The sequence below is a fragment of the Micromonospora sp. NPDC003944 genome, from assembly GCF_053605225.1.
Genome location: NZ_JBSGIV010000009.1, coordinates 91,169 through 109,423 on the forward strand (window position 1 = coordinate 91,169; position 18,255 = coordinate 109,423).

At 69.6% G+C, this 18,255-nt stretch carries 23 protein-coding genes and 1 pseudogene; 14 read left to right on the forward strand and 10 right to left on the reverse strand.

Annotation, left to right across the window (positions count from 1 at the left end; translation table 11 throughout):
• Positions 1 to 3: 3 nt before the first annotated feature.
• From ACWER9_RS06935 to ACWER9_RS06950, 4 genes are all read left to right on the forward strand, one after another.
• Positions 4 to 939 (forward strand): SDR family NAD(P)-dependent oxidoreductase, encoded by a 936-nt coding sequence (locus ACWER9_RS06935; RefSeq protein WP_452300894.1) that lies wholly within the window; start codon positions 4 to 6, stop codon positions 937 to 939.
• Positions 936 to 1,934 (forward strand): acyl-CoA desaturase, encoded by a 999-nt coding sequence (locus tag ACWER9_RS06940; protein ID WP_452300895.1) that lies wholly within the window; start codon positions 936 to 938, stop codon positions 1,932 to 1,934. The genes ACWER9_RS06935 and ACWER9_RS06940 overlap by 4 nt, the downstream gene beginning before the upstream one ends.
• A gap of 13 nt (positions 1,935 to 1,947) precedes the next feature.
• Positions 1,948 to 3,570: an AMP-binding protein gene (locus ACWER9_RS06945; protein WP_452300896.1), complete on the forward strand. Its 1,623-nt coding sequence runs from the start codon at positions 1,948 to 1,950 to the stop codon at positions 3,568 to 3,570.
• Positions 3,571 to 3,632: 62 nt separating this feature from the next.
• The gene (locus ACWER9_RS06950) at positions 3,633 to 4,277 is read left to right on the forward strand and encodes a hemerythrin domain-containing protein (protein ID WP_452300897.1); all 645 of its coding nucleotides are present in this window, start codon (positions 3,633 to 3,635) and stop codon (positions 4,275 to 4,277) included.
• Between the two features lie 42 nt (positions 4,278 to 4,319).
• On the opposite strand, the gene ACWER9_RS06955 is transcribed toward ACWER9_RS06950, so the two are convergent.
• Positions 4,320 to 4,907, reverse strand: a complete 588-nt coding sequence (locus tag ACWER9_RS06955; RefSeq protein WP_452300898.1) for a TetR/AcrR family transcriptional regulator — start codon at positions 4,905 to 4,907, stop codon at positions 4,320 to 4,322.
• 199 nt (positions 4,908 to 5,106) lie between these two features.
• Between ACWER9_RS06955 and ACWER9_RS06960 the strand changes: the two genes are divergently transcribed.
• Positions 5,107 to 6,558, forward strand: a complete 1,452-nt coding sequence (locus ACWER9_RS06960; RefSeq protein ID WP_452300899.1) for an MFS transporter — start codon at positions 5,107 to 5,109, stop codon at positions 6,556 to 6,558.
• A gap of 57 nt (positions 6,559 to 6,615) precedes the next feature.
• Here the strand turns inward: ACWER9_RS06960 and ACWER9_RS06965 are convergent, their stop codons facing one another.
• A complete protein-coding gene (locus tag ACWER9_RS06965; RefSeq protein ID WP_452300900.1) occupies positions 6,616 to 6,930 on the reverse strand; it encodes a hypothetical protein in 315 nt (104 codons plus the stop codon).
• A 208-nt stretch (positions 6,931 to 7,138) separates the two neighbouring features.
• Here ACWER9_RS06965 and ACWER9_RS06970 point away from each other — a divergent pair, with 208 nt between their 5' ends.
• The 7 genes from ACWER9_RS06970 (at position 7,139) to ACWER9_RS07000 (ending at position 11,331) form a co-directional block, all read left to right on the forward strand.
• On the forward strand, positions 7,139 to 7,564 hold the full coding sequence (locus tag ACWER9_RS06970) for a YbaB/EbfC family nucleoid-associated protein (protein ID WP_452300901.1): 426 nt from the start codon (positions 7,139 to 7,141) through the stop codon (positions 7,562 to 7,564).
• A complete protein-coding gene (locus tag ACWER9_RS06975; protein WP_452300902.1) occupies positions 7,561 to 7,884 on the forward strand; it encodes a WXG100 family type VII secretion target in 324 nt (107 codons plus the stop codon). Before ACWER9_RS06970 ends, ACWER9_RS06975 begins: the two co-directional genes overlap by 4 nt.
• A 4-nt stretch (positions 7,885 to 7,888) precedes the next feature.
• Entirely contained in the window at positions 7,889 to 8,383 is a 495-nt protein-coding gene (locus ACWER9_RS06980) for a WXG100-like domain-containing protein (protein ID WP_452300903.1), read from the forward strand.
• Entirely contained in the window at positions 8,376 to 8,927 is a 552-nt protein-coding gene (locus tag ACWER9_RS06985) for an endonuclease (RefSeq protein ID WP_452300904.1), read from the forward strand. The genes ACWER9_RS06980 and ACWER9_RS06985 overlap by 8 nt, the downstream gene beginning before the upstream one ends.
• A complete protein-coding gene (locus tag ACWER9_RS06990) occupies positions 8,924 to 9,457 on the forward strand; it encodes an SUKH-4 family immunity protein (RefSeq protein WP_452300905.1) in 534 nt (177 codons plus the stop codon). Before ACWER9_RS06985 ends, ACWER9_RS06990 begins: the two co-directional genes overlap by 4 nt.
• A complete protein-coding gene (locus ACWER9_RS06995; RefSeq protein WP_452300906.1) occupies positions 9,454 to 9,984 on the forward strand; it encodes an SUKH-4 family immunity protein in 531 nt (176 codons plus the stop codon). The genes ACWER9_RS06990 and ACWER9_RS06995 overlap by 4 nt, the downstream gene beginning before the upstream one ends.
• A 252-nt stretch (positions 9,985 to 10,236) precedes the next feature.
• Positions 10,237 to 11,331: a glycoside hydrolase family 53 protein gene (locus ACWER9_RS07000; RefSeq protein ID WP_452300942.1), complete on the forward strand. Its 1,095-nt coding sequence runs from the start codon at positions 10,237 to 10,239 to the stop codon at positions 11,329 to 11,331.
• Between the two features lie 117 nt (positions 11,332 to 11,448).
• Here ACWER9_RS07000 and ACWER9_RS07005 read toward each other — a convergent pair whose 3' ends face one another.
• Entirely contained in the window at positions 11,449 to 12,276 is an 828-nt protein-coding gene (locus ACWER9_RS07005; RefSeq protein ID WP_452300907.1) for an SAM-dependent methyltransferase, read from the reverse strand.
• Between the two features lie 388 nt (positions 12,277 to 12,664).
• Here ACWER9_RS07005 and ACWER9_RS07010 point away from each other — a divergent pair, with 388 nt between their 5' ends.
• Positions 12,665 to 12,922, forward strand: coding sequence for a hypothetical protein (locus tag ACWER9_RS07010; protein WP_452300908.1), 258 nt, complete (start codon positions 12,665 to 12,667; stop codon positions 12,920 to 12,922).
• A gap of 147 nt (positions 12,923 to 13,069) precedes the next feature.
• Here the strand turns inward: ACWER9_RS07010 and ACWER9_RS07015 are convergent, their stop codons facing one another.
• Positions 13,070 to 13,492, reverse strand: coding sequence for a MerR family transcriptional regulator (locus ACWER9_RS07015; protein ID WP_452300909.1), 423 nt, complete (start codon positions 13,490 to 13,492; stop codon positions 13,070 to 13,072).
• Positions 13,493 to 13,548: 56 nt separating this feature from the next.
• On the opposite strand from ACWER9_RS07015, the gene ACWER9_RS07020 reads away from it, so the two are divergent.
• Complete coding sequence (locus ACWER9_RS07020) at positions 13,549 to 14,472, forward strand: SDR family NAD(P)-dependent oxidoreductase (protein WP_452300910.1); 924 nt, start codon at positions 13,549 to 13,551, stop codon at positions 14,470 to 14,472.
• 21 nt (positions 14,473 to 14,493) lie between these two features.
• On the opposite strand, the gene ACWER9_RS07025 is transcribed toward ACWER9_RS07020, so the two are convergent.
• From ACWER9_RS07025 to ACWER9_RS07050, 6 genes and pseudogenes are all read right to left on the reverse strand, one after another.
• On the reverse strand, positions 14,494 to 14,991 hold the full coding sequence (locus ACWER9_RS07025) for an O-acetyl-ADP-ribose deacetylase (protein ID WP_452300911.1): 498 nt from the start codon (positions 14,989 to 14,991) through the stop codon (positions 14,494 to 14,496).
• 99 nt (positions 14,992 to 15,090) lie between these two features.
• Entirely contained in the window at positions 15,091 to 15,954 is an 864-nt protein-coding gene (locus ACWER9_RS07030) for an LLM class F420-dependent oxidoreductase (RefSeq protein ID WP_452300912.1), read from the reverse strand.
• 89 nt (positions 15,955 to 16,043) lie between these two features.
• A pseudogene (locus ACWER9_RS07035) lies at positions 16,044 to 16,097 on the reverse strand (hypothetical protein); the annotation flags it as partial.
• Positions 16,085 to 16,309, reverse strand: a complete 225-nt coding sequence (locus ACWER9_RS07040) for a response regulator transcription factor (RefSeq protein WP_452300913.1) — start codon at positions 16,307 to 16,309, stop codon at positions 16,085 to 16,087. The pseudogene ACWER9_RS07035 and the gene ACWER9_RS07040, both read right to left, overlap by 13 nt.
• A 117-nt stretch (positions 16,310 to 16,426) precedes the next feature.
• Positions 16,427 to 17,089 carry a response regulator gene (locus ACWER9_RS07045; protein WP_452300914.1) on the reverse strand — a complete coding sequence of 221 codons (663 nt, stop codon included), beginning with the start codon at positions 17,087 to 17,089 and terminating at the stop codon, positions 16,427 to 16,429.
• On the reverse strand, positions 17,077 to 18,183 hold the full coding sequence (locus ACWER9_RS07050) for a sensor histidine kinase (protein WP_452300915.1): 1,107 nt from the start codon (positions 18,181 to 18,183) through the stop codon (positions 17,077 to 17,079). Before ACWER9_RS07050 ends, ACWER9_RS07045 begins: the two co-directional genes overlap by 13 nt.
• Between the last annotated feature and the right edge of the window lie 72 nt (positions 18,184 to 18,255).

The following is an 18,255-nucleotide window of genomic DNA, read 5'->3' on the forward strand; positions in this document are numbered from 1 at the left end:
ACTGTGCAGGACATCTGGCAAGCACCCGATCTGCGGTCGACGGTGGCCGTGGTCACCGGCGCCAGCCGTGGAGTGGGCAAGGGCGTGGCCATCGCGCTGGGATCGGCCGGCGCCACCGTGTACGTGACCGGACGCAGCACCAGGGACAAACCGACCACCGAGGACCTGCCCGGCACCATCGACGACACCGCCGCCGCCGTGTCCCAGGCCGGCGGAACCGGTGTCGCGGTGCGCTGCGACCACACCGACGACGACGAGATTGCCGCCCTGTTCGACCGGGTCGAGGCCGCGCACGGGCGGATCGACCTGCTGGTCAACAACGCCTGGGCCGGGTACGAACGGTCCACCGACGCGAGGTTCGACGCGCCGTTCTGGAAGCAACCGGCCTGGCGGTACGACCTGTTCGCGGCGTCGTTGCGCGGCCAGTACGTCACCAGCCAGCATGCCGCCCGGCTGATGGTCGCGGCGAAGCGTGGCCTGATCGTGTCGATGAGCTACCAGGACGGCGACACCTACCTCGGCCAGGTGGCCTACGACACGTGCAAGTTCGCGGCCACCCGGCAGACCTCCGGGATGGCCCGGGATCTGGCCCGGCACGGGGTGGCAGCGGTCAGTCTGCTGCCCGGCTTCGTGCGTACCGAACGTGTGGAGGCCGCCTGGTCGGCGCTGGGCGAGGGGCCTGCCGCCGTGGTGCACACGCCGCAGTACGTCGGACGCGCCGTCGCCGCCCTGATGGCCGATCCGGACCTGCTCCGCCGCTCCGGCACCACCCTCGCGGTCGGTGACCTGGCGGCGGAGTACGGCTTCACGGACGTCGACGGCCGACAGCCCCCGGCGTTCCGCTTGGAAGGGCTGATGTCCCTGGCCACTCGCATGGATCGACTCAATCGGGCGGTCGCCGCCGCGGACGCCCGAACCAGAAAGGAAGACGCCGTATGAACGGCAGAGAACACCGCTGGTTCATCCTGGCCGCCTCGGTCATTCCGCTCTTCGGCATCGCCGCCGCGATGGCGCTGCTGTGGAACCGCATGTTCGGCTGGTCGGACGTGGTTGCTCTGGTCACCATGTACTTTCTCTGTGGGCTCGGTATCTCCATGGGCTATCACCGGCTCTTCGCGCACCGCGCCTTCGAGACGACCAGGGTGATCCGGTACTCGCTGGCCGTTTTCGGCTCGATGGCCGGGCAGGGACCTCCACTGATCTGGGTGTCGCACCACCGGCACCACCACCGGGTGGCCGACCGGCCCGGTGACCCGCACAGTCCGCATCTGGATTTCGAGCCCGGCGTCAGGGGCATGATGGCCGGCCTCTGGCACGCGCATCTGGGCTGGCTGTTCAACGAGAATTTGGAATCCAGTCCGATGCGGTACTGCCCCGACCTGGTGCGTGAGAAGCCGATGCGGTGGATCAGCGAGCACTTCGTCGGCATCGTGTTGGCCGGCATCGTGCTGCCCGGACTCATCGGCGCCGCGATCGGGCAGAGCGTGACGGCGTTCCTCACCGGCGCGCTGTGGGGCGGGCTCGTCCGGATCTTCCTGGTCAATCACATGACGTACGCGGTGAACTCGGTCGGTCACTACTTCGGCCGGCGGGCGTACCCGACCGAGGACGAGTCACGCAACGTCGCCTGGCTCGCCCTGCCCTCGTTCGGCGAGGCCTGGCACAACAACCACCACGCCTTTCCCCGCTCCGCCCGGCACGGTCTGCTCTGGTGGCAGATCGATGTGACGGCGACCCTCATCTGGGCCCTGGAGCGTGCGCGCCTAGCCACGAAGGTGATCCGGATCGACCCGGAACGCATGGCGATCAAGGCCGCCGGGGGCAGCCTCGTCGAGGCCGCCGCCGGCCGCGCCGTGTCGTTCCCGCTCGCGCCGGACGCTCCGCTCGCCCATCGTGACCGGACGCATGTCATGACCGTCACCGACGTCGAGTGACAGTGGTGTCACCGTGCTGATCTGGGACATGCTGACCAGCGGTCGGCCCCGCCGTTCCCTACGTACCTGGGTGGACGGGCAGTGGGCCGAGCTGCCCTGGGCCGACGTCATCGACCGGGCGTACCGGGCCGCGACCCACCTGCGCGAGCAGGGCGTGCGCCCCGGCATCCGGGTTGCCTGCGTGCTGACCAACACGGCGGATGCCGTCATCGGACTGCTCGCCGTGTGGCTGGCCGGCGGAGTGGTCGCCTCGCTGCCGCTGCCGAGCCGGGGCATGAGCGGCGACGAGTACGCCCGGCTGGTAAACCGGGTCATCGATGAGCTGGGTGCCGAACTGTTGCTGCTCGACGACGAGGTGCTGGCGAAACTCGGCGGGCCGCCGTCGGACGCGGTCCACACGCGATCCTGGACCTCGCTGGCGGGCCCCGGCGAGCGCGTCGACCCGGCGTTGCCCGCCGGCAACGAGGTCTGTTTCATCCAGTTCTCCTCCGGAAGCACCGGACGGCCAAAGGGCTGCGCGCTCACGGCGGACGCGGTGTCACGCCAGCTCTCCATGATCCACTCGATGGCGGGCGCGGAGCACCGCACCGAACGGGTGGGATCCTGGCTGCCGCTCTCCCACGACATGGGCATCTTCGGCTGCCTGCTGTACACCTTCGGCTTCGACATCGACATCTGGCTCTCCTCACCGGAACGACTGCTCTCGTCACCCCGGAGTTGGTTCCGCGACCTCGCCGAGCACGGCATCACGATTACCGCCGGAACGAGCACCGGGCTGCATCTGGCGACCAGGGCGCAGGGCAGGAATCCGCTGCCGAAGCCACTGGCGCTGCGGGTGTGCGTCCTCGGCGCCGAACGCGTCGACCACGCGGTGCTGGCCGCCGCGGTGGCGACCTTCGGGTCGTCCGGGCTGCGGATGGAGCACTTCATGCCGGCATACGGCCTCGCCGAGGCGACGTTGGCGGTCACCGCCTGTGACCACCGGGAAGAGCCCCGGACGATCGTCCTGGACGCGGTCGAGCTGGCTGACGGGCGGATCGTCGAGACGTCCGCGGAGCACGAGCACGCCACGGTGGTGGTGTCCGTGGGCCGGCCCTGTGCGGGGGTGACGGTGGAAACGGCGGCGCCTGGCCGGCTCGCGGAGATCATCGTCAGGTCACCGAGCCTGGCCGAGGGCTACCACAACGATCCGGAGCGGACCGCGAGAGCGTTCGCCGGCGGTCGTCTCCGTACCGGAGATCTCGGCTTCCTCGCCGACGGCGAGCTGTACATGGTGGGCCGGACCGACGACATGCTCTCCGTCGGTGGTCGCAAGGTGTACGCTAGGGAGCTGGAGGCCACTGTGGAGGGTCTCGGCGCGGTCCGGGAGGGCTGCTCCGTGGTGCTGGACGAGCCGGGCGTCAGCCCCGGCCTGGTCCTGCTGGCGGAGCTGAAGCGCACGTCGAGCGACACGGAACTGGTGGCCGCGGCGGCCGCCGCCGCCATTCGGGCCAAGTGCGGAATCGCCCTGACCCGCTGCCTCTTCATCAAGAGGAACGGGCTGCCCCGGACGCCGAGCGGGAAGATCCAGCGGTTCCAGACCCGGTGGCTGCTGGAGCGGCAACGCCTGCCGGTCTCCGCCACGGTGGACTTCTAGTGCCCCCTAGCAACTCCTCAGCTTGACTAGAATCTTCCTAACCACTCGAAGGAGACAGACCAGTGGGCACCACAACGGAACCGGTGGCGAACGGCTATCTCGTGATGGTCATCGTCCATCGGGCGATGGCGCGCGACCTGCAACAGATCAGCGACGCCGCTCGGCAGCTGTCCCAGCGGCCGGACGATCGGCGGACGGCGGCGCTCATCCAGTACGCGGACCGGGTCATTCAGCTGATTGATCATCATCACGAGGGCGAGGACGATGTCCTGTGGCCGATGCTGCGCGACCGCGGCGCCCCGGCCGAGGCGTTGGACCTGATGGCCTCCGAGCACCACGAGCTGGCCGAACTGCTCCACCAGCTACAGAAGCTCATCGGCTCGGCCGGTGACGGCCCGGCGGTGCTCGCCGAGATCGCCGACAAGACAGCGGCGTTGCGGCAGCTGTTGGTGGTGCACACCGCCGACGAGGAGCGTGAGCTCAACGACCGGCTGAAGCCTGCGCTGGGCGAGAAGGAATGGGGCGTCTTCCAGCGCCACATGGTCACGTCGGCGCCGAAGTGGACACTGTGGTTCATGCCGCCGTGGATGGCGACCGCCGCCACGACTCCGCAGGAGCGCAAGGCGCTGCCCGCCGCGCCGGTCGCCTGGCTGATGCGCGGCCGGCTCCGGCGGCAGCGCGAGGCGGCCTTCGGCGCCTCGGCGTGAGCCGGCGGTGAGTAATCCGTCCTCGGCCACTCACCTGTTCGATCAGTGGGTGGCCGAGGCCTCGCCGGTCACCGCCCGCAGGAGGCGGGTCAGGTAGGTCGCCAGTTCAGCGCCGTCCGTGCCGCTTGGATCGATCAGCAGGCCCAGCAGGACACCGTCGAACGCGGACATGAAGAACCTGGCCGCGCCGGCCGGATCGGCGGCTCCCATCTGAGCCATCATGGGCTCCAGGAGCTGAATGAAGTTCCCACGCCAGTGCGCCACGGCCGCTTCGGCATGCGCCCGCCGGGCGGTGTAGAGGAAGATCTCGTACCGCGCCAGGGAGAGTGCCTTGCTGCGGCCCACGAACTCCTCGACCAGACCGGCGAGGAGGCGGCCGACCTCCTCCTCCGTGGCCGCCTGCCGGAGCAGCCCCAGGATCGGGGACTGCGTCACCGCGGCCTGATCGCGTTCGGCGAGATGTTGCAGGACGGCGGCGAGGAGCCCGTCCTGGTGCTTGAAGTAGTAGATCGTCGAGCCGTGTGAGACCGCAGCCGCCTCTTCGAGCGCGCGGAACGTCAGCGCACGTAGGCCGTCACGAGCGATGATCTCGATCGCCGCGTCGAGCATGCGGGTGCGGGTCGATGACACAATTCCGGCTCCATTCATTCAATGCGGATCAAGGTACACCGCTGCGACGCCCCGACGGTGGCACGAGGGTCCGTATGGGTTGACGGCTCATACGGTGCGCCCTAAACTCTTCTCCAGTTGGAGTAATGCTCCACTTGGAGAAGAGCGGGAAAGTGCGCTCAGCACGGGACGCGTCAGCCAAGGAAGGCCCGCTATGTCGGTGACAAAGCCCAGGATCTCCGCTACCCGAACCCTGCGCCCCGGGCTGGTGCTCGCCATCACCTGCACCGCGCAATTCCTGGTCATCGTCGACGAGACGGTGGTCAACGTCGCGTTGCCGTCGATCAACAGCGATCTCCGTTTCGCCAACCCGTCCGCATTGGCGTGGGTGGTCGGCGCCTACATGGTGCTGTTCGGTGGTTTTCTCATGCTCGGCGGACGCGGGGCGGATCTCTTCGGCCGCCGCAAGGTGTTCGTCACCGGGCTCATGCTGTTCGTCGGCTCGTCTCTCGGTGCGGGTCTGGCGGACACCTCGACCCAACTCATCGTCGCCCGGGCCGCCCAGGGTCTGGGTGCGGCACTGATGAGTCCGGCGGCACTCAGCCTGCTGGTCGCCACCATGACAGACCCCGCCAAACGCCGGCAGGCACTCGGATTGTGGGGCGGCCTGTCCGGTATCGCCGGGGTCTCCGGCGTCGTCCTCGGCGGCCTGCTGACCGAGTCGGTGAGCTGGCGGTGGGTCTTCTGGGTCAACGTGCCGATCGGCATCGTCCTGGCCGCTGCCACCCTGACCCAGCTCCCCAGAGATCCCGGCCTCCGTGGATCCGGTTCGGGCGGCGCGAAACTCGACTGGCTCGGTGGCGTTCTGATCAGCAGTGGTCTGGTCCTGCTGCTCTACACGGTCATCAACACCGAACACCGCTCCTGGGGCGATCCGCTGACCATCGGCGGGCTCGGCGCAGCGGCCCTCCTCCTGCTCGCATTCGTCCTGCACGAGCGGCGCACCACCGACCCCCTGATCCGGCTCGGCATGTTCCGGCACCGCGCCGTGGCGGTCTCCAACGGGCTGATGCTGCTCGCTGCGGCCGGGCTGTACGGCATGTTCTTCTTCACGACCCTGTACCTGCAACTGGTCCTGGGCTGGGAACCCCTGCAGGCCGGCCTGGCCTTCATCCCGATCGGCCTCAGCATCGCCGTGATCAGCGGCGCGGCCATTCAACTGATGCCCCGGATCGGCGCCCGTGCGCTTCTGGTGCTCGGGCTGACCATCGCCACCGCAGGGCAACTGCTGCTGCTGCGGACGACCACCGAGGGCAGTTACGTCGGAGAGGTGCTTCCCGCCCTGGCACTGTCCGGTTGTGGATTCGGGTTGTCGCTGGTGCCGTTGGTCAATGCCGCCGTCAACGGACTGCGCCGTGACGAGACCGGTGCCGGGTCGGGCCTGATCAACGTCTCACAACAGGTCGGAGGCGCGATCGGAGTGGCGGTCCTGGCCGCCGTCGCCACCAACCAGTTCGAAAAGAACCTCGCCACCTCCACACCACCGGCCGCGATGCTCGACGGCTTCCACACCGCCTTCGTTGTCGGCGCCTGCCTCACCCTGACCGCCGCCCTGCTCGCGCTCGCCCTGCCCGCGCTGCGCAAGGAGGTCGATCTCGAAGCGATCGCCTGACGGGCCCGATTCGGCGGTGGTGCCGTCTGGTCTGGCTCATTCGGGTTCTCCGGAGGGTCATGTGGTGCCGTTGGTCAGATCCGGGACAGGACAGTCCGGGCAGGTGCAGTTGGTGAGGCTGTCGCAGCGGGCGTCGACGACCCAGGGCACCATCTCGCCGTCATCGCCGGGCTGGACGGTGACGGTGAAGGCGAAGAACGCGTAGCACTCGGTCTCGCGCGCGGTCAGTTCACGCACGTTGGACGCCAACCCCGACGGGCCCACCAGTCGCAGACGCGCGTGCACCGCGTCGAGCTGGTCCACGTGCCGCGCAGCGGTGGCGAACAGCTCATCGAACTCCGCCAGCCGCAGCGGCTGTTCTGCCGTCGGCAACGTGCAGGCGTCCGGAATACGCCACGGTCAGGACGGCCGGCGCCGCGTCAACGGGGGACCACTGTGGAGGTGTACTCGCTGACCTGCGTGTGCAAGGGTTGAGTCGAGATTCTGCTCGGGGCACACCGTACCCATTGGTATAACAGCGGCTCGTTTGACCCGTGTCCGTACGCTCGCGATGGTTCGAGCACTCTCGGGAGGACGACCTATGTCGATGTCGCAGGCCGCGAGTGGAGATTTCGCCCGCATGCTCGATGCCACTGTGGGTGCCCTCCGGGCGGCGAGCCCACCGCCGGAGGACGAAGAGGCGGCCCGGCAGCGGCGAATCGGCGAGGCCGCGGACGGCCAGGTCCGTGCCGAGTTCGGTGCTGACGGTCGGCTTGCCTCGCTTGCCGTCGACTCGCGCCTGATGCGCCTGGGCTCCGCCGAGCTGTCCGACCGGATCGTCGAGGCGGTGAACGCGGCTATCGACTCCATGCGTAGCGGCGTCCCGACGCCGGATGCCCCGGATTTGACGCAGCTCACCGAGCAGCTGCAACAGGTGCGGGATACGGCGGTGCCGCAACTGAGGACGTTTCTGCAGACCCTGACCGAGGCGCAGGCGCGGATGTCCGGCGGGAGTACCAACCGGTGAACGGCTTCGAGGTGCAGCCCGAGGCCCTGCGGGCCGGCGCCGACCAGGTCACCGGCGCGGCCGATCGGTTCATCGGGCAGCTCGAGAGTTTCGAGGCGCAGATGGCCGGCTACGGCGAGCCCTGGGGCGGCGACGACATCGGCTCGCTGATCGGGGGCGTGTACACCGGGGTCGCGGCCTGGGTGTTGGACTGCATCGGTGTGGCGGCCGAGGAGATCGGCGCGGCGGGCAGTGACCTGACCGCGATGGCCGACAACTACGAGGCGGTTGAGCGCGAGACCGCGGACGCGATGCGCGGCATCCTCGGAATGCTGGGGTGAGGGGATGGGGCTTCAGCTGCCGGGCGAGCTGGTCACCGCCCTCGGTTGGATCGGCTTCACCTGGCCGGAGGGGGACGAGGAGAAGCTGTTCGAGATGGGGCAGGCCTGGATCAACTTCGCCGGTACGGTCGGCGACGCCTCTGGGGAGGCGGGCGCGGCCGCCGCTGCGGTGATGCAGCAGCAGAGCGGCGAGGCGATGCAGGCGTTCGCCAACTGGTGGGCCAAACCGGAGAGCGGGCCGGGCACCCTGCCGGACTACGCGCAGGCGGCGATGCTCGTCGGCACCGGCCTGATCATCTGCGCCGGGATCGTGCTCGCGTTGAAGATCGCGATGATCGTGCAGCTGGCCATCTTCGCCTTCCAGGTGGCGCAGGCCATCGCCACCGCGGCCGTCAGCTTCGGCGCGACGCTGGCAGAGATCCCGATCTTCCAGTTGATCACCCGCGAGATCATCGGTCTACTGATCGACCAGGTGATCACGGAGCTGATCCGTGGCTAGTCGAGGCCGGAAGCGTGGTGGCGCGGCCAAGCCGGCCAAGACGGGCAATCTCGTCAGCGCGGCGATGAAGAAGGCCGGCGCGCCCCCGGTGCGGCGCGACAACAGCCTGCCCGAGGTCACCATCCGGGTTCAGCGAAAGAGCACTTATCACCGCACCGACTTCGACCGCAAGATGGCTGCGTTGAAGCGGCTGAGCGACCAGGGGAAGTTGTTCAAACAGGCGAACCCGGTGGCGCGCGACGGCAGCGTCACCCGCGGGTTCAAGGACCGGCTCATCCAGCGTATCCACAACAAGTACATCAGGGACAACAAGGGCAGCGACACGCAGAGGGCCAGAGATCGCGAAGCGGCCGAGCGGATGATGCAACGGGTCCGCGACCAGAACCCCGACCATGTCTGGGAGCTGCAACTTGGCGGCCCGGACGAGGTCAGTAACCTGAAGCTGATGCACGCGGTTACCAACCAAGACATCGGCAACCAGATCCGGGTGCAGCTCATGAACCTGCCGGACGGCACGCCGATCCGAATAGAGGTAGTGGATTGAACCCCGACCTGCGAGAACTCATCGAGGAGCTACGCGTCGACCTGGCGGCGGACGAGGACAGGACCGTCAGCTGGGGAAAGATCAGCGCGGGCGCGCCGGCCGACAAGATTCCGGCAGAGATACCGCAGCCGGTCCGCGAGCTGATGGAGGTCGCCGAGAGCATCGCGGCCGGCGCGTTCTACCTGCCCGGCATCTCTTCCTCAGCCAGTTTTCAGACCGGCCTGCCGATGATGCCGGACTTCACCGGCGTGGCGGCCGAGCCCGACCAGTGGTACGAGTTCGGGCGCCTGAAGGAGGAGCCGCTGCTGTTGCGGCGCGACTCCGGCGCGGTCTGGTATTTCCCGGAAATCAGCACCGACGAGTGGTTCGCCCGCGAGGCCTTCGAGCAGATCGCGCCGGACCTGGACTCGTTCCTCGCCTACTACGTGTTCGGCGCGGGCTACGCCGAGATCGGCTACGACGATGACGACTGGTGGCGGTTCCTCGAGGAGCAGGACCTCACTACGCCCGGCGAGCAGGAGGACGAGTGAGCGTGTCGCCGGCGGAACTCGTCGCGCTCTGGGGCGCGGACGGCGTGATCGAGGTGCCGGTCGAGCTGCTCGGCGACGTGCTCACACCGGGGGTCCTGCCGGCCGGCGCCGCTCTTCCGGTCGAGGTGCCGATCCTGTTCACCGCTGACGTCACCGCCCCGAGCATGTCGCCGTTCGGCAAGCTGAAGATCGAGATTGGCGACGAGGGCCCGCGGGTGTACGTCATCCTCGGCAGCGCGCCCGATGACGCCCAGATGCTCTACATCCTCGACTCGCAGAACGGCTCGGTCATCCTGCTGGACCTCACGACGCCGAACTTCGAGCACGTCAACGCCTCGTTTGCCGCGTTCGTCGAGTTCCTCTACAAGCTCGGGCAGCTGATCGACACCGACCCGGGCGGCAGGGCCCGCGCCGAGCGTGCCGCGGCGATCCGGGACGAGCTGGTGCGGGTCGACCCGTCCGCGTTCGCCGATCCGGAATCGTGGTGGAGCATCGCCTTCGACCAGCTCGAGTCCACCGCCGCGTAGCCTCGTGCCGTCCTGGTGCACTGGTCCGGGGCGGTGGCCCCGTCGCCGACCGAGTGGTGAGACACGTTGGCGTTCATCGATCCCTCGCTGCATCGTCGACGTATGGCCGGCGTCCCATCGTCCTCGTTGATCCGCCGTCTACGGCCAGGTCTGCTGGCCGCCGCCGTGCTGTTGCCGACGGTGATCGGCGCCGCTCGGAGCGCCGCACCGGCGGCCGGCGCCGGCACCGCGGCGCCCGCCGCTCATCCGGTGATGCGTGCCGTCGCGGCCGGCGTCCTCGCCGTCGCCACCACGTTCGTCGTCGCGCCCGCACCCGTCTCCGCCGCGAACACGCTCACCATGCGCGGCGCCGACGTCTCCTCGTTGCAGCGCAGCCTGGACCTGGGCGTCGCGTACTACGACGCCGCCGGGGTGGCCCGGGACCCACTGGACATCCTGAAGTCCGTCGGCGTCAACTACGTCCGACTGCGTGTATGGAACAACCCGGCAAGCGGCTACAACAACAAGAGTGCGGTGTTGGGCCAGGCGAGGGCAGCCAGGGCGAAGGGCCTCAAGGTGCTCGTCGACTTCCACTACTCGGACACCTGGGCCGACCCTGGCAAGCAGTACAAGCCGGCCGCCTGGGCCGGCCACAGCCTGAGCCAACTGCGAGCCGACGTGTACGCGTTCACCTACGACGTCTGCTCGAGCCTGCGGGGGCAGGGCACCCCGCCGGACAGCGTCCAGATCGGCAACGAGATCAACGTCGGGATGCTGTGGAACGAGGGCAAGGTCGTGAACAACGACTTCGCCCCGCTGGCGGGTCTGCTGAAGCAGGGCTACAACGCGACCAAGGCGTGCGGCAGCGGCATCCCCGTGATGATCCACACCGCGAACGCCGACAGCATCGCCAACGCCAGATGGTTCTACGACGGCATCCGCGCCCAGGGTGTGCAGTGGGACATCACCGCCCAGTCGTACTACTGCATGTGGCACGGCAGCCTGGCGAACCTCTACAACACCATCGTCGACCTGCGTGGGCGCTACGGCAAGCCGGTGGTGATCGTGGAGACCGCGTACCCCTTCACCCGGAACAACGCGGACGGCGAGCCGAACGCCATCGGCGACGCGACCTGTGACGGCATCAGCGCGACCTGGGCCGGGCAGGCCCAGGAGTTCGACTGGGTCCAGAACACCGCCCGCAACGCGGGGGCCATCGGCGTCTTCTACTGGGAACCGACCTGGTACGCCGTCAGCGGCAACGGCTGGGACCCTGCCAACATCAACGGCACCGGAAACCAGTGGGACAACATGGCCGTCTTCAACTGGTCCGGGCAGGTGAACCCGGGAGTCCGCTGGACACCCTGACGTGGGGCGACGGTGGCGAACACACTCCACCCCGGAGAGCTGCGTCCCGAGGTGGTTGTAGGACCAGGTCAGCTCGGCTTTGCAGCGGGGCGGTGGCCAACACGGCTGCGGCGGAGCCTACGGTTTGCGGGCGAGGAGCCCGACGAAGGTGTGGTAGGTGTCGGTCTGCGCCGCAGCCGGTGCGCCCGGCTCCGGGCGCCACTCGGCCAGTGGCACCAGCCCCGGCTCCAGCACGGTCAACCCATCGGTGAACGAGAGGATCTCCTCATCCGTACGCCAGCGGCCGGTGCCCAACGACTCGTTGAAGACCCGCTCGACCTCGCGGGCCTTGCGGGAGCCCTCCGGGTCTCGCTCACCCGGGTCGCGGAAGTGTGAGATCGCCACGTAGCTGCCGGAGGGCAGCGCGTCGACAAGCGCCGCCGCCACCGCCCGCGGGTCCTCGTCGTCGCCGAGGTGGTGCAGGATCGCGAAGAGCAACAACCCGATCGGTCGGTCGAAGTCGAGGAACCGGCGGACGTCCGGGTGCTCGAGGATCTCCTGCGGCTCCCGGATGTCCGCCTGGATCACCGTCGCGGTGCCCTCCGCGGCGAGCAGCGCCCGCCCGTGCGTCAGGACGATCGGGTCATTGTCCACGTACACCACCTGAGCCTTTGGGTTCTGCTCGGTGGCGACCTCGTGCACGTTGCCCTGGGTGGGTAGCCCCGACCCGATGTCGAGGAACTGGTCGATGCCGGCCTCGCTGACGAGGAAGCGAATCACCCGACGAAGGAAGGCCCGGTTGGCCTGGCCGGCTGCCGGCCCGTCGGGGGTGATCCGCAGGGCGTGCTCGGCGACCTTCCGGTCGACCTCGAAGTTGTCCTTGCCGCCCAGGAAGAAGTCATAGACCCGCGCCACGCTGGGGATGCTGGGGTCGATGCCGGGAGGGGCCGCTTTGTCGCGGGTCACGGGCGTCTCCATTCGAGTCGGATCAGCGCCGGCCGAGGTCTGTGGGCGGCGGCGGTGCCGGCGTTGCGGCGAGTGTAGCGATGGGAAGGGAAGAATTTCCGCCCCGATTGGTACCGCTCCCAACGTACGGGTGGACCTGGCGGGACGACCACACGCCTGACCGGCCGCTGCGGCCGTTCGACAGGCTGAGCGTCCGGCCGTTGCGCCGTCAGGGCGGATGCCCGTTCGACGGAGCGGGCGCTGACGGATCATCGCGGTGGCGTCGCCCGTTGGTCGGGAGCCGAACCCGTGCGCGTATGCAAGCCTTGCTTCGACAAGCTTCGATGCCTCGGTCTCTGGCTCGGCGTGGAGCCACTGTGCACCGTGGACGGTGATGTCAGGAGGTTTCATGCGCGGACGCAGATGGAAGACCCTGGTCGTGGCGGTGGCGCTCGCACTGGGCGGACTCGTCGGGATCGGTGCCACCCCCGCTGCGGCGGACCCGCCGGGCGGCACGTTGCGCGGCGTCTACTACGACGGCCAGTTCTGCAACAGCTACGGCAGCGAGGGCACCCAGACCGGTCAGTGGAGCTGGTACTACTGCGAGTACCGCCAGTACGGCCCGACCGGTCCCGGCTTCTACTTCCTCTGGACCTTCACCTACTAGGTCACACCTCGGCGGGATGCACGCGCCGCCGCCCCGGCGCGTGCCGGCCTACGGCGACCCGACGGCGCCGGTCAAGGTCAGGTCGCCGTGCGGCAGGGCAAGCTTGTTCTCCTCGGCGATGACGGCTGTCGAGAGGGTCTACCGCTGTCACTCCGTCGTGGGCTGTGGCTGCTGTTGCCAGGGATCACCGGAGGCACCGGAGGCCAGGTGCTGTTCGTAGCTGGCGACCTTGACGTCGATGAGATCGAGGCACTCCCGCAGCTGCGTGATCTGCTCGGTGACGTGATGCCGGTGTTCGCGGAGCAGCTTGAGCCGCTGGGCCTCGTTGCCGCTGCCCTCGCGAACGAGCTGGGCCAGGCGGCTGATTGTCGTGAGCGGCATTCCGGAGGCCCGGAACTTCACGCAGTTCGCCAGCCACTCGACGTCCCAGGCGCTGTAGACGCGCCTGCCGGACCTGTCACGCCGCACCTCGCTCGCCAACAAGCCCTCGCGCTCGTAGAGCCGCAAGGTGTGCACGCTCAACCCGGTGCGCTGTGCCACCTGCCCGATGCTGAGGCCACCGTCCGCCATGGCGTCGACGGTAACCCGTTGACCTAGACCTCGGTCTAGCACCTAGCGTCCCCGACATGACCAGCGACATGACCCACCGGATGTTCGGCGCCCACAGCACGACCGGAGATGTCCTCGCGGGAATCGACCTCACCGGCAGGACCGCCCTCGTCACGGGCGGCTACTCCGGTCTCGGCCTCGCCACGACCCGCGCGCTCACCCGAGCAGGGGCTCGGGTCGTCGTCCCGGCCCGCCGACCCAGCGCAGCGCGGCGGGCACTCGCCGACGTGGCCGGGGCCGAGGTCGACCACCTCGACCTCGCCGACCTCGCCTCCGTCCGGGCGTTCGCCGAACGGTTCCTCCGCGACCACCCCGCCCTGGACATCCTGATCGCGAACGCCGGCATCATGGCCTGCCCGGAGACGCGGGTCGGACCCGGCTGGGAAGCGCACTTCGCGATCAACCACCTCGGCCACTACGCGCTGGTGAATCTGCTCTGGCCCGCGCTGGCCATCGCCGACACGGCGCGTGTCGTCTCGGTCGCCTCCGGGCGCGACCCGGCGTGGCGGATCCGGTGGTACGACACGCAGTTCGAGCGCGGCTACGACAAGTGGACGGCCTACACCCAGTCCAAGCTCGCGAACATCCTGTTCGCCCGGCACCTCGACCTGCTTGGCAGACCGCACCGCGTCCGCGCCTTCTCCGTGAACCCCGGCTGGATCCTCACTCCTCTGCAACGGCACCTCGCGGTCGAGGAGATGGTCGCCGCCGGCTGGATCGACGCGGACGGAACACCCGCGCCGGGCCTGTTCAAGACCGTCGAGCAGGGCGCGGCGACCCAGGTGTGGGCGGCCACGTCGCCACACCTCGACGCGTTCGGCGGCGACTACTGCGTGGACTGTGGCACCACCGGCGGCAGCCCCACCGACAGCCGGGACGCAGCCCGCCTCTGGACGCTGTCGGCCGACCTGACCGAGCTCGACCTCGTCGCGCGAGCCTGAGCGGGCCGGCCGCCACCGACCTCAGCTCTGGAGCGCGGCGGTCAGCAGGTCGAAGGTGGCTTCGTCGAAGGCGACGAGGCGAACACGTTCGACGGCGGTCCGCGTCGCTCTGATCGTCGACATCGCGATCGTGGCGGCCTGCTCGGCCGGGAAGCCGTAGACACCGGTGGCGATGGCGGGGAAGGCGACGCTGCGAGCGCCGACCTCATCGGCAACCGCGAGGCTGCGCCGGTAACACGACGCCAGCACGTCCGCCTCGCCGTACCCGCCGCCTTCCCAGACCGGGCCGACGGTGTGGATGACATGACGTATCACCGGACCCAGGTCGAAGGCCGGCGTGGCGACCGCGTCGCCGGGTTCACACGGAGCCAACGCCGCCCCCGCCCGGGCCAGGCGGGGGCCAGCCGCACGGTGGATCGCCCCGTCGACACCACCGCCACCCAACAGCGACTCGTTGGCTGCCGTCACGACGGCGTCGACGTCCTCGCTGGTGATGTCGCCACGAACAACTTCGATCACAGGCACACCTCGATCATGCCACCGGTCCGTCGACCTCACCGCCGTTCGGGTACGCCTGATCGATACCGATGCGGGCGACAACGGCAGACTTCGCGAACGTCAGATCAGGGCCTTGGCGAGAGCACGGAACGCCTCGGCGGGGAACGCCGTGGCGTCGCCGCCGTTGAGGACCTGGATCGCCACCTCGTCCGCGCCAGCCCGGTAGTGCTCCTCCAGCCCGGCCGTCACGGCCTCGATGGTGCCCCAGGGAATCAGGGCGTCGACGAGGCGGTCGCTGCCACCGTCGGCGAAGTCCTCGTCGGTCCAGCCGAACCGTCGCAGGTTGTTGGTGTAGTTGGGCAGGGCGAGGTAGCCGCTCGTGTACTGCCGGGCGGTGGCGCGCGCGGTGGTGGGGTCCGCGTCGAGGACCACCGCGACCTCGGGGGCGAGCAGCCGGTCGGGTCCGATCGCCGCCCGCGCCTCGGCGGTGTGCTCGGCAGGGACGAAGTACGGGTGCGCCCCGGCGGAACGGTCGCGGGACAGGTCGAGCATGCGTGGGCCCAGGGCGGCCAGGACGCGCCGCTCGGGCGGAATCCCGGCCGCGTCGAGGCCGTCGAGGTAGGTCACCATTCTTGAGTACGGCTTGCGGTAGTCGGTGCCGCTGCCCTCCACCAGCACCGCGTGGCTGGCTCCGAGACCGAGCAGGAAGCGGCCGGGGTGCGCCCGCTCCGCGTCCTGGACGAACGCCGCCGCCTCCGGTGGTGCCGAGTGCCAGATGCTCACGATCCCCGACGCGACGCCGATGCGCGTGGTGCCGTCCAGGATTTCCCGGAAGCGTGGGGCGACGTTCTCCCCGAAACCGCCGGAGAACCAGATCCGTGAGTAGCCGAGATCCTCCAACTCGGTCGCGGCGTCGATGGCCGCGCCCTGACTGTCGATGGTGAGGAAGAAGGGTTGCCACACGCTGACAAGTCGTTGTGCCATAACGAAACCCTACGACCATCGACGCCGGTTCTTCCCTCACGGCGCGAGACGGTCGTCACGTGGGTCTTGACGGTGCTCCTGGAGAGGTAGAGGCGGTCGGCGATCTCGGTGTTGTCGAGCCCGGCGTCGATCAGGGCGAGCACGTCGTTTCGCGGGTGGCGTGCAGGCCGTCGAGCACCGGCATGCGGATGTCGACGAGGGCGACGTCGATGCGGGAGTCGCGACGTACGGCATCGAGTAACTGCCGGCCGTCGGCGGCCTCGGCCACGACCTGGATGTCGGGTTGGGACCGCAGGATCAGGCTGAAGCCGTCGCGGACCAGCTCCTGGTCGTCGGCGATGGCGACACGGATCACGGGTTCACCACCGGCAGGGTGATGGGAGTTCGCCGGCGCGTGCCTCTGCGGGCGGGTGATCCGCTTCGCCCTGCTCCTGCTGCCCGCGCTGCTGGCCTGACGAGCAGGCCAGGCGGGTCACAGCAGCCGGCCGTCGTGGGCGAGCAGGGCGATCTGGGTACGGTTGTCGAGATCCAACTTGGTCAGGATGTGCGAGACGTGGGCCTTGACCGTCGTCACGCTCATCAGCAACCCGCTGGCGATCTCGGCGTTGGAGCGCCCCTGCGCGATGGCAAGCACGACGTCGCGTTCCCGGGGCGTGAGCAGGGCCAACCGTTCGTGCGCCCGCTCGTAGGACTCGGCCCCCGACGCGACCCGCTGGATGAGGCGGCGCGTCACCCCGGGAGACAGCATCGGGTGGCCGGCGGCCACCGCGCGGACCGCCTGGCTGATCTGCGCCGGCGGGGTGTCCTTGAGCAGGAAGCCGCTCGCGCCGGCGCGGAGGGCTCGCACCACGTGCTCGTCGGTGTCGAACGTGGTGAGCACGATGATCTCGGGTGGCCGGTGACGGCGACGCAGGCGCTCGGTGGCGGTGATGCCGTTGACGCCTGGCATCCGGATGTCCATCAGCACCACGTCGGGCAGGTGCCGGTCCACCGCCGTGATGGCCGAGGCGCCGTCGGCGGCCTCACCCACCACGACGATCCCGTCGGCGCCGTCGAGCATCAGCGTGAGCATTCCCCGTACGAGAGGATCGTCGTCGACGATGACGACCCGGACCGGGCCCGTCACGTCGGCCACGGCAGCCACGCGGTCAGCTGGAACCGACCTGCGGCGTCGACGTGGTGGGCGACGCGACCGCCGGTGAGCGCGGCCCGTTCGGCGAGGCCGACCAGGCCGGTACCGGCGCCACCGGTGGTGCCGCCGTCGGGCGTGGTCGGGTTGCTCACCGCGATGCTGAGGCCGGCGCCGGGCGCGCCACCGAGCACCAGCCGGACCGGCTGGCCGGCGGCGTGCTTGCGGGCGTTCGTCAACGACTCCTGGACGATCCGGTACGCGGTGCGGCCCACCGTCGCGGGAACCTCGACCGGCGAACCGAGCGGGTCGTCGACCTCGATCTGCTGCCCGGCGGCCCGCGCCTCGTCGACGAGGCGCGGCAGGTCGGCGAGGGTCTGCCCGGGTGGTGCGTCGGTCGGCGACTCGACATCGTCGCTGCGCAGCAGCGTGATGACCTCGCGCAGCTCGTCGAGCGCGTGGTGGGCGCTGGCCCGGATCACCCCGGCGGCGGCGCTGAGTCGCTCGGGCGGCGCGTCCGGTCGGTACTCCATCGCGCCGGCGGCCGCCGCCAGCAGCGACAACCGGTGGGCCAGCACGTCGTGCATCTCCCGCGCGATCCGGTTGCGCTCCGCCGCCCGCGCCTCGCCGACCCGTCGCTCCTGCTCCTGCTCCGCCCGCCGGGCCCGGTCCCGCAGCGCCGCCAACAGGGCGTTGCGGGCGCGCGCCCAGGTGCCCCAGCCGAGCAGGGCCGCGTAGGCGAGCGTCATCAACACCAGCCGCCAGCCGTACGGCAGGCTCGGCACCGGTCGCCACGCCGCCTGCACCGCCTCGCCCGCCACACCGACCGCCGCCACCACCGCTGCTTGCCGAAACGGCCGGTTCCGGGCGGTGAACAGCACCGCGAAGCTGGCCACCGGCGTGACCACCGCGGACAGCGCGACGAGCAGGCCAGCCAGCACGCCACCGACAGGTGGGCGCCGGAGGGTTACCGGTACGAGGATCAGGGCGACCACCGCCAGCGCGACGTCGACGCCGACCAGGCCGGCGGAGCTGGACCGGGTGGCCGACCACAGCATGGTCGCGACGAGGACGCCGACCGCCACGGTCGTCACGCCCACCGGGACGGATCGCCACGTCCTCGGCGGCTCGACCTCGCACGTCGCCGCTCCCACATCGCGCACGCTACTGCG